The organism is Claveliimonas sp., from assembly GCF_037273965.1.
GTDB lineage: Bacteria > Bacillota > Clostridia > Lachnospirales > Lachnospiraceae > Claveliimonas > Claveliimonas bilis.
Genome location: NZ_JAYAZJ010000053.1, coordinates 1 through 9,633 on the forward strand (window position 1 = coordinate 1; position 9,633 = coordinate 9,633).

A 9,633-nucleotide genomic window follows, 5' to 3' on the forward strand; every position below is an offset into this window, starting at 1 on the left:
TACTGTACTGTCAGGCGGAATATATTTCTCTGTCTGGGAGGGCTGAAGTTCCTCCAGGAAATATTCTCCTGCAAAATGAACCGCCCCAAATCCCAAACAGAAAAGGAAAAGACATATTGTAAATAATATTCTTTTTTTCAAAATTATTTTGTTTCCTCCACAATTTCCATGTTTCTGGAAAAAGGTTTACTCAAATCAATGGAATTTCCAAAAAGAACATCTGATTCCCCGTTAATGGAAATCTGTACCTCTCGCACACTTTCACTCTCCGTAAGAGAATTGACAAGAGAGTAGATAACTGTTTCCGGTTCTGCATTATTATAACCCTGTACAAGAAATCCTTCATCAAAATTCACATAACATATTCCGGCTTTTACGGAAATCCCCAGAAGAACCGCATCCGTTGGAAGAGTCTGCAGACAGCTGTCATCTTTAGGGCCTTTCAGCAGCTGTTCCACGATCAGCTTTTCTAAAGATGTATTGCTGTTGTAACGCACGTTTACCGTCTGTTCTGCCAGAGCATTTCCCTCTATATTGGAAAAATAGAGCTTCAGCTCCGCCTTCTGATAAGAATGGAGCGCTGAACCGATATTCTGTACAAAATCATCTTCCGTCATATAGCCTGCGCTGGTACCATCCTCGTTCCTGACCGGCTCCTCTCCGATAAAAAATCCCACACGGTCAATTCCCTCTATCTGAACCAATGTCTGCACAATTGCCGCCTGCATCAGCACTTCGTCCTTCTTTTTCATATTCCTGTAGGCTTCATTAAAGGACAGATCCGCATAACCTTTTTCTATCCTTTCTACTGCTGCCTCCACCCCTTCGGGAACCGCACTTTTATAAATATCACTTGCAGGCGATGAAAGGAGCTCCATAGCCTCCTCTGCCTGTTCTTTTGCACTGCCTTCAGTCAAGGAAGAATCCCACGCTGTACGGACAAGTGAAGTCCCCTTTTCATTAATATAGTACACATAGGGGCCTTTTTCTGCTTCTTTTCCGCTATCTGCCGAACAGCCGGTGCACAAAAGTATACATATGAAAATCCACAGGACACTTTTATGTTTCTTTTTCACATCCATCCCTCCTAGGCAATATAATTCAGCGGAATCCTTACAGTAAATGTTGTTCCTTCTCCAAGCTGGCTGTATACCTTGATCGCTCCGCGGTGCATAACTACTGCATTACGGGCAATCGCAAGACCCAGTCCGGTTCCTCCGATTTCTCTGGAATGAGATTTGTCCACCCGATAAAATCTCTCAAAGATATGCTCTTTGGACTCTTCCGGTATTCCGATTCCGGAATCTGCCACTTCAATATAAAAAAACTTATGATCTGCATTCAGAGACACGTGTACCCATCCGCCGTCTATATTATATTTTACTGCATTTTCTACGAGATTTGTTATAGCAAGAGAAAGCTTTACTCCGTCAACTTCTGCGTTTACCGGACGAAAGCTTTCAAACACTACTTCAATATTTCTGGCAGCGGCAATCGGCTGAAGTCTCTTCAGTATCTTTTCTAAAAGATCATTGATGTTTTCCTGCTTCACTTGCAGAGAAGCTGCTGTTTTGTCCATTTTTACAAGTGAGAGAAGATCGTTGATGATCTTGTCCTCTCTTTCAATCTCTTCTGAAAGATCCTGCATAAATTCCTGGTACAGCTCCACCGGCACATTTTCCTGGGCAAGCAGTGAATCCGCCAGAACCTTCATAGAAGTAATCGGTGTTTTCAACTCGTGAGAAACATTCGCCACAAACTCCTGCCTGGAATCGTCCAGGATTTTCAGGCGTCCCAGCATTTTGTTAAAAGCTTCTGATATCAGCCTTGTCTCTGTGTAAGTATTTTCATGGAGATAATTGTCATCGTATCCCTCATTCACCGCCTCAATGGAAGATGTAATTCTGGCAAAAGGCCGCACCATTACCGCCCCCAGAATAATCGCAAGCACCGCCACAGTCAGAATGATGATCCCTTCCGCGATCCATGCTTTTGCATCCAGCACTTCAATGCTGTCAAGGATAGGTGTGGTGGATACACTGACAAGCATAACCCCTGTTACGCTCTCCTTATCCGCTGCAAAAATAGGTGATGTTACTTCTATATATCCGCTTTTGGCATCGTAAATCTTTGTCCCCTCGCCCTCAAAACATTGGATCACATCTTCTGATACGATTGTCTTTTCTTTATCCAGATCATAGGTATCTTCCACAATCTGAAACTGACTGTCTATCAGCATGACCCTTCCGTTATATATGCTGGACAGCTGCTCCAGCTCAGGCAGCATTGCCTCTGCCGCTTTCTTTTCAGGATAACCCATAGCGGCAAGCTGATTGCACAGAATGGTACACTGATTTTGTATCTGGGCGGTCTGGACATCTACCGCCCTGTCTTCATAACTTTTCAGGATAATGGATTTCAGAATCAGGCAGGGAAGAATCCCTACCAGCATGAGTAAAAAGATAATACGAAATCTGAGACTTTTAAAAAAATGATTTCTTATATACAGCCTAACCCCTGAAATAATAACCAACTCCCCACTTTGTATAAACATATTTCGGATCGCTTGGATGGGTCTCTATCTTCTCCCTGAGACGCCGGATATGTACATCTACCGTTCGGACATCTCCCGGATACTCATAGCCCCACACAATATTGAGCAGACTTTCTCTGCTGTACACTTTTCCCGGATTTGTTGCCAGAAGTTCCAGAAGATCAAATTCCTTTGCCGTCAGGTTGATCTCCTTTTCGCCGATTACAACTCTCCGGCTTTCACAGTCTATTTTCATTTCGCCTTTGATGAAGATCTTTTTATCTTCTGTCTCTTCGGTTTTCTTGCCTGTACGGCGCATGATGGCCTTGATCCTGGCTTTGACTTCCAGAATATTAAAAGGCTTTGTAATATAGTCATCTGCTCCATATTCCAAGCCCAGGATCTTATCCATATCATCGCCCTTTGCAGTCAGCATGATAATAGGCACATCCGAATATTCCCGGATCTGTGTACACACCTCAAATCCGTCTTTTTTTGGGAGCATTACATCCAGAAGGATGATATCGTATGTATTTTCCGCCGCCAACTTCAGAGCCTCTTCTCCGTCATAGGCACAGTCCACTTTCATTCCATCCTGCTCCAGACTGAAACGTATCCCCTTAACAATCAGTTTTTCATCATCTACCACTAATACTTTTTTGCTCATTCTGTTTTGATCTGCTCCTTAATCTTTTCATAGATGCCTTCTTTGATCCCCTGGACATTCATAATATCCTCCGGGGAATGGAAGCTTCCATTTTCCTCACGGTAAGTCAGAATTGCCTCCGCCCGCGTCTCTCCTATTCCCGTCAGCGTCATCAGCTCTTCCTTATCCGCTGTATTTAAATTTACTCTCTCATCATTCATGCCGCCGCTGCTTCCTTCGTCCGGAGTTTCAGCCGGCATAGCGGCTGCCTCTTCTTTTGACGGTATATAAATACGCTGTCCGTCCGACGCTTTTTCCGCCAGATTGACGCTCTCCGCCGCTCCCTGTTCCAAAATCCCTCCGGCGCTTTCGACTGCCTCATAGATTCTGGACTCTTCCGGCAGTTCATAGACTCCTGGCGAAGCCACCTGTCCGCAGACATACACCCAGATCTTTCCCTCATCTGTTCTGCCTGTCTGCTCTTTGCCTGCTCCTTCCCGCTGCTCTTGACTCTCCCCGTCTGCCTGCTCCTCACCGGAGCCTTTTTCCTCCTGCAGCGCTTCCTCCTCCAGGGTAACTTCCTCCCCGGTAATCTCATCGCTTTGGCAGCCGCTTAGCACAAACGTCATCATTGTCAAAATTATAAGAACCATCCCTGGTTTTCTACGCATAAAATCCTCCTTTACAGTTAAAAAACCGTAAACACCCCTCTTTATGCCTAGACACCGTTATTGTACTATTTCCATTGGAAAATTGCAACTCCAATCAAAGACAACGCAAGTCCTCCCAGTTTTCTCCATTCCAGCGGTTCTTTTTCAACGCCAAACATGCCGAACAATTCTATCACATAAGCTACCGTAAGCTGTGCGATGACAATGAGAAGCGCCGCTTTTGCCGGTCCCAGCTGCTCCATGCTTTTAATAACTGTCCAGGTAATTCCTGCTCCGATCACGCCTCCCAGCAGCATATATTTGGGTTCCACACGGGCAATGGCCCCGATACTGTCACGTCCCATAAAAAACCACACTGCCAGGCAGACCAAAAAGGCGCTGAACTGTACCCAGCCATTGCTGACATACATCCCTGTTGTCTTTGTCACCTGTGTATTGAATACCCCCTGTACGCTCATCAATGCACCGGACAAAAGCGCAATGAAAAAACCAGCCATAAGAAATACCTTCCTTCTTTCATAATTAAGGAATAGTATCTCCTACAGCCGGCTGTTTTATAACGCCTTTTTCAGCTTTTCAATCATTTCATCCACATGATCTTCCGTGATGATAAGCGGCGGTACAATGCGGAGGACATTCCCTCCTGCTGAAATGACAAGCAGTCCTTCCTCCTGCGCCTTTGCGATCACTTCTCCTACCGGAACGTTCATTGCAAGCCCCTGCATCAGACCTTTTCCGCGCCGTTCTTTTACAGCATCGCTCTTGGCTGCAAGTGCATCCAGCTTCTTTTCCAGGTACGCCGACACCTTTTTGACGTGTTCCAGGATATGTTCCTCCTCATAAATGTCAAGAACTTTGGAAACTGCCGCACATACAAAAGGATTTCCTCCATAGGTTGTTCCATGATCTCCGGGTGCCAGAGACTTCTCTGCCACCTTTTCTGTCATGGCAAATGCCCCTACCGGGACGCCTCCTCCGATAGCCTTTGCCATTGCCATAATATCCGGCTTCACACCGTAATCCTGCCAGGCAAACATAGTTCCTGTCCGTCCCATGCCGCACTGGATCTCATCCAGGATGAGAAGCGCTCCTCTCTCATCACAAAGCTCTCGCACTCCCCGGAAAAATTCCGGATCTATAGGATAAATGCCGCCCTCTCCCTGAAGGGTTTCCATGATGACCGCACAGGTCTTATCAGAAAACTGTTCCTTTACGCTTTCCATATCGTTATAACGGGCAAATTTCACACCTCCGATCAGCGGTTCAAATGGTGTCCTGTAGCTTTCTGTGGCTGTCACAGAAAGCGCTCCCATACTTCTTCCGTGGAAAGAATGTTCCATAGCAATGATCTCAAATTTTCCGGAACCTTCTGTGTAAGCATACTTTCTTGCCGCCTTCAGTGCTCCTTCGATAGCCTCTGTGCCGCTGTTGGTAAAAAAGATCCGGTCCATCTGTGCTGCTTTGGCAAGCTTGGCCGCCGCATCCGCTGCCGGACGGCTGTAGTAGAGATTAGACGTATGCAGCAAAAGATCTATCTGTGATTTCAATGCTTCTGTATAGCCTTTATGTCCATATCCCAGGCTGCACACGGCAATTCCGGCTGCAAAATCAAGGTATTTCTTTCCCTCTGTATCATACAGATACACGCCTTCTCCCTTTTCCAGCACAATAGGATACCGATTGTAAGTGTGGAGAAGCGCATGATCCGCCTCATCCATCCATTTATTCTTCATGGCAAAATCTACTCCCTTCATCATCCAAAATCGCAGTTCCAATTCCCTTATTTGTAAAGATCTCCAAAAGCAGGCAGTGGGGTATTCTTCCATCCAGGATATGCACTCTGGACACTCCGTTCTCAATAGCGTCAATACAGTTGTTCAGTTTTGGCAGCATACCGCCTCCAATATATCCGTCCTCCATCAGACCTCTTGCCTCTGTGACAGTCAGCTCTGATATAAGTGTTTCCGGATCCTTGGGATCTTTGTAAACGCCTTCGATATCTGTAAGAAACGCCAGTTTTTCTGCATGCATTGCCCTTGCAATAGCACAGGCTGCATCGTCAGCATTGATATTGTAAGTGTAAAATTTTTCATCCAATCCAACCGGACACACAATAGGAAGAAAATCTTTTTCCAGAAGATCCCACAAAATATCTGCATTTACTTCCGTTACTTCTCCTACAAAACCAATGTCTTCGCCGCCGGACAGTTTCTTCTTTACCTTCAGAAGCCTTCCGTCCTTTCCGCTGATTCCGATTGCTCTTACTCCCAGGCCTTCCACCAGCTGTACCAGCTCTTTATTTACTTTGGAAAGAACCATCTCTGCCAATTCCATGGTGGCCTCGTCTGTCACACGCAGCCCGTTAACAAACTGCGGCTCCATTCCTACTTTTCCGACCCAGCGGCTGATCTCTTTCCCTCCGCCGTGTACAATGATAGGCTTAAATCCTACCAGTTTAAGCAGCGTCACATCCTGAATGACATGTTCTTTCAACTCCTCATCCACCATGGCGCTTCCGCCGTACTTTACAACAATGACTTTCCGGTTAAACCGCTGGATATAGGGGAGGGCTTCAATCAGAACCTCCGCCTTGTCCAGATATTTCTGCATACTATTATCCATTTTTTCTAACTCCTGTAATCTGCATTAATCTCAATGTAACCATGGGTGAGATCACAGCCCCAGGCAGACGCTGTCATTTCTCCCATCTTAACGTCAGCTCTGGCCGTCACCTCCGGCTGCGACAAAATTTTGGTCGCCTCTTCTTCACTGTAATCTACAGCAGTTCCGTTTTCAATGATCTGAATAGTTCCGGCGCTGCTCTCAAAGAAAAGGTCCACTTTTTCCGGATCAAACTGCGCGCCGGAATATCCCATGGCGCACAGGATCCTTCCCCAGTTTGCGTCGTGTCCGGCAATGGCTGTCTTCGTAAGGTTAGAGCATACAATGGCTTTTGCCAGGATTTTTGCCTGCTCTTTCGTCTCCGCTCCCACGATTTTCGCCTCAAAAAGCGCGGTAGCTCCTTCTCCGTCGCCGGCAATTTTCTTGGCCAGATATTCATTGATCACATGAAGCGCTTCTTTGAATTTATCATAATCTTCTGTTCCGTATTGGATCTCTTCATTTTCCGCCAGCCCGTTTGCGAGGAGAAGAACTGTATCGTTTGTGGATGTATCGCCGTCTACAGAAATCATATTGTAGGTATCCGGCACATCTTCGCTAAGAGCACTCTGGAGCGCTTCCCTGGAGATGACTGCATCTGTTGTGATAAATGCAAGCATGGTGCACATATTAGGATGGATCATTCCGGAACCCTTCGCCATACCTCCGATGGTAACGGTTTTCCCGCCGGCTTCAATCGTTACAGCCAGCTCCTTTTCAGCTGTATCTGTAGTCATGATGGCCTTTGCAGCAGCTGTTCCGTTCTCCAGTGAATCCTCCTTTTTCTCACCCAGGGCTTCAATTCCTTTTTTCAGTTTCTCAATGGGCATCTGTCTGCCGATCACGCCTGTGGATCCGATGAGGACGCCGTCCGCATCCACGCCCAGGACTTCTGCTGCTTTCTGTGCGGTCTCCTGGCAGTAGCCGTACCCTTCCTCTCCGGTACATGCATTGGCAATGCCGGAATTTACAATGACCGCCTGTGATTTCTTTCCGCTTTTTACTACTTTCTGATCCCATTTTACCGGCGCTGCTTTTACCACATTAGTCGTAAATGTACCGGCGCACACACACGGTACCTGGCTGTACACCAGCGCCATATCCGTACGGTCCTTGTACTTTAATCCTGCAGCTGTACATGCTGCTTCAAATCCCTTTGCTGCGGTCACTCCGCCTTTGATAATCTCCATTTCCACACACTCCTTGCTTATCAGCTGTTCATTTTCTATTGCTCATTAAAAGCCGTAATATTTTCATCATTTAGCACAAAATCATAATAGTTCAGATCTTCCCTCTCTGTCCAGCCGATTGTATTCCAAAATGCATTTCCGATATCATTTTTGGTAAATGCGATCAGACAGACTTTATTGATCTTCTCTGCTTTCAGCGCTTCCATGGCCTTTACTACCATAGCCTTTCCAATTCCGTGACGCCGGTATGCCTCATCCACACAGACGTGATAAAGGCATCCCCTTCTTCCGTCATGTCCGCACAGGATTCCGCCTACAATTTTTCCATTCTCTTCCGCTACGACGCTGGTAGTAGGGTTTCTCTGAAGGAAGCGGGCAACTCCTTCTCTGGAATCATCAATGCTGCGGATGCCGAAGCCCTTGATCTTTTTCCACAGCTTGTATACCTGATCATAATCCTCTATTTTCATTTCACGGATCGTCATTTTTTTCACTCTACGGGAACATCGGTACAAGATTTAACCCTTCATCCTCCGGCAATCCAAAGGCAAGGTTCATATTCTGTACTGCCTGTCCGGCCGCTCCTTTCACCAGATTGTCGATAGCGCCCATCATAATGATTCTGCCTGTGCGCGGATCGATTTGGAAATTAATGTCCGTGTAATTGCTTCCCTCTACCCATTTTGTCTCCGGGAAAACGCCTTTGTCAAGCACACGGATAAATTTCTCATCCTTATAATATTTATCATATACTGCTTTTACTTCTTCATAGGTTACATCTTTTGTAAGCTTCGCATATTCTGTCGCAAGAATGCCCCGGTTCATGGGCACAAGATGAGGGGTAAAATTCAGGACAACTTCCCTGCCGGAAGCATATCCAAGCTGTTCCTCGATCTCCGGCGTATGTCTGTGGGTTGCCACACCGTACGCCTTTATATTTTCATTGACCTCACAGAAAAGATTTGGAAGCTTCGCTCCTCGTCCTGCCCCTGAGGTCCCGGACTTTGCATCGATAATCAGTGTATCCATATCAATCAGCCCCTCTTTTGCCAGCGGGTAGGCTGTCAGAATGGAACAGGTTGTATAGCATCCCGGATTTGCGATCAGTCTTGCCTTTTTCACATCATTTCGGTTAATCTCACAGAGACCATAAACTGCCTCTGAAATAAATTCCGGACTTTTATGCTCAATTCCGTACCATTTTTCGTAAGTTTTTACATCTTTTATACGAAAATCCGCGCTAAGGTCAATGATCTTGACCTGTGACAGGATGTTCTCATTCACCAGTGAAGCGCACAGCCCCTGTGGAGTTGCCGTAAAGATCACATCCGCCTGTGCGGCCAGCGCCTCCATATTGTCATCCATACAGGCTGCATCTACAATCTGAAACATGTTCCGGTAAACATCTGCGTATTTCTGATCTATATAACTTCTGGAGCCGTACCATACAATTTCTGCATCCTTGTGTCCCGTCAGTATGCGCACCAGCTCCCCGCCGGCATATCCGGTGGAACCAATAATTCCAACTTTTATCATTGCTGTACATCCTTTCTTCCTATTAATAAGGTTACCTGTTCAAGTTTATACCACTTTCTTTTTCCTGTAAAGTAGCAAAACAGGCCTCTCCTCCTCCGATATTGCATGATTATACATCTTTTATGAATATTATGCAATATATTTTGTATATCAAACATCAAAATATTCTTTTTTCAACTTTTAGTTGCATAATTATTAAATATAGTGTATAGTAATCCTTGCGATTAACATGAACTGTAAAAATGAAAATAAATTTTCAGGAGGAAATATCATGAAAGAAAAAGTTTCCTTTAACCAGGGAATGATTGCGGTAGTGTCAAGACCGCCTGAATAAGCAAGTACAACTTTTTCTTTCATGATATTTCCTCCTGAAAATTTATTTTCATTTTTACAGTT

The 9,633-nt window shown here is 45.5% G+C and carries 10 protein-coding genes and 1 pseudogene; all 11 read right to left on the bottom strand.

Annotated features, from left to right (window positions below; translation table 11 throughout):
• Positions 1-143: 143 nt before the first annotated feature.
• Entirely contained in the window at positions 144-1,076 is a 933-nt protein-coding gene (locus WJ238_RS03750) for a GerMN domain-containing protein (RefSeq protein ID WP_337606189.1), read from the bottom strand.
• Between the two features lie 11 nt (positions 1,077-1,087).
• Positions 1,088-2,554, bottom strand: a complete 1,467-nt coding sequence (locus tag WJ238_RS03755; RefSeq protein WP_337606190.1) for a sensor histidine kinase — start codon at positions 2,552-2,554, stop codon at positions 1,088-1,090.
• Positions 2,511-3,200: a response regulator transcription factor gene (locus WJ238_RS03760; protein WP_316269201.1), complete on the bottom strand. Its 690-nt coding sequence runs from the start codon at positions 3,198-3,200 to the stop codon at positions 2,511-2,513. The genes WJ238_RS03755 and WJ238_RS03760 overlap by 44 nt, the downstream gene beginning before the upstream one ends.
• Positions 3,197-3,850: a helix-hairpin-helix domain-containing protein gene (locus tag WJ238_RS03765; RefSeq protein ID WP_316269202.1), complete on the bottom strand. Its 654-nt coding sequence runs from the start codon at positions 3,848-3,850 to the stop codon at positions 3,197-3,199. Before WJ238_RS03765 ends, WJ238_RS03760 begins: the two co-directional genes overlap by 4 nt.
• A gap of 65 nt (positions 3,851-3,915) precedes the next feature.
• The gene (locus WJ238_RS03770) at positions 3,916-4,347 is read right to left on the bottom strand and encodes a DMT family transporter (protein ID WP_230105579.1); all 432 of its coding nucleotides are present in this window, start codon (positions 4,345-4,347) and stop codon (positions 3,916-3,918) included.
• Between the two features lie 57 nt (positions 4,348-4,404).
• A complete protein-coding gene (locus tag WJ238_RS03775; RefSeq protein WP_337606194.1) occupies positions 4,405-5,583 on the bottom strand; it encodes an aspartate aminotransferase family protein in 1,179 nt (392 codons plus the stop codon).
• Positions 5,573-6,472 (bottom strand): acetylglutamate kinase, encoded by a 900-nt coding sequence (gene argB / locus WJ238_RS03780; protein ID WP_230105577.1) that lies wholly within the window; start codon positions 6,470-6,472, stop codon positions 5,573-5,575. The genes WJ238_RS03775 and argB overlap by 11 nt, the downstream gene beginning before the upstream one ends.
• Positions 6,473-6,477: 5 nt before the next feature.
• Positions 6,478-7,701: a bifunctional glutamate N-acetyltransferase/amino-acid acetyltransferase ArgJ gene (gene argJ / locus WJ238_RS03785; protein ID WP_337606192.1), complete on the bottom strand. Its 1,224-nt coding sequence runs from the start codon at positions 7,699-7,701 to the stop codon at positions 6,478-6,480.
• A gap of 35 nt (positions 7,702-7,736) precedes the next feature.
• Positions 7,737-8,186 (bottom strand): GNAT family N-acetyltransferase, encoded by a 450-nt coding sequence (locus tag WJ238_RS03790; RefSeq protein ID WP_230105575.1) that lies wholly within the window; start codon positions 8,184-8,186, stop codon positions 7,737-7,739.
• Between the two features lie 10 nt (positions 8,187-8,196).
• Positions 8,197-9,237: an N-acetyl-gamma-glutamyl-phosphate reductase gene (gene argC, locus WJ238_RS03795; protein ID WP_230105574.1), complete on the bottom strand. Its 1,041-nt coding sequence runs from the start codon at positions 9,235-9,237 to the stop codon at positions 8,197-8,199.
• 273 nt (positions 9,238-9,510) lie between these two features.
• Positions 9,511-9,594, bottom strand: a pseudogene (locus WJ238_RS03800) (argininosuccinate synthase domain-containing protein); the annotation flags it as partial.
• Positions 9,595-9,633 lie beyond the last annotated feature (39 nt).

Bases quoted from the DNA above. Each gene is read 5' to 3' on its own strand.
- WJ238_RS03760 (WP_316269201.1), bottom strand. From the start codon at position 3,200: ATGAGCAAAAAAGTATTAGTGGTAGATGATGAAAAACTGATTGTTAAG.
- WJ238_RS03775 (WP_337606194.1), bottom strand. From the start codon at position 5,583: ATGAAGAATAAATGGATGGATGAGGCGGATCATGCGCTTCTCCACACT.
- WJ238_RS03765 (WP_316269202.1), bottom strand. From the start codon at position 3,850: ATGCGTAGAAAACCAGGGATGGTTCTTATAATTTTGACAATGATGACG.
- WJ238_RS03755 (WP_337606190.1), bottom strand. From the start codon at position 2,554: ATGTTTATACAAAGTGGGGAGTTGGTTATTATTTCAGGGGTTAGGCTG.
- argB (WP_230105577.1), bottom strand. From the start codon at position 6,472: ATGGATAATAGTATGCAGAAATATCTGGACAAGGCGGAGGTTCTGATT.
- argC (WP_230105574.1), bottom strand. From the start codon at position 9,237: ATGATAAAAGTTGGAATTATTGGTTCCACCGGATATGCCGGCGGGGAG.
- WJ238_RS03770 (WP_230105579.1), bottom strand. From the start codon at position 4,347: ATGGCTGGTTTTTTCATTGCGCTTTTGTCCGGTGCATTGATGAGCGTA.
- WJ238_RS03790 (WP_230105575.1), bottom strand. From the start codon at position 8,186: ATGACGATCCGTGAAATGAAAATAGAGGATTATGATCAGGTATACAAG.
- argJ (WP_337606192.1), bottom strand. From the start codon at position 7,701: ATGGAGATTATCAAAGGCGGAGTGACCGCAGCAAAGGGATTTGAAGCA.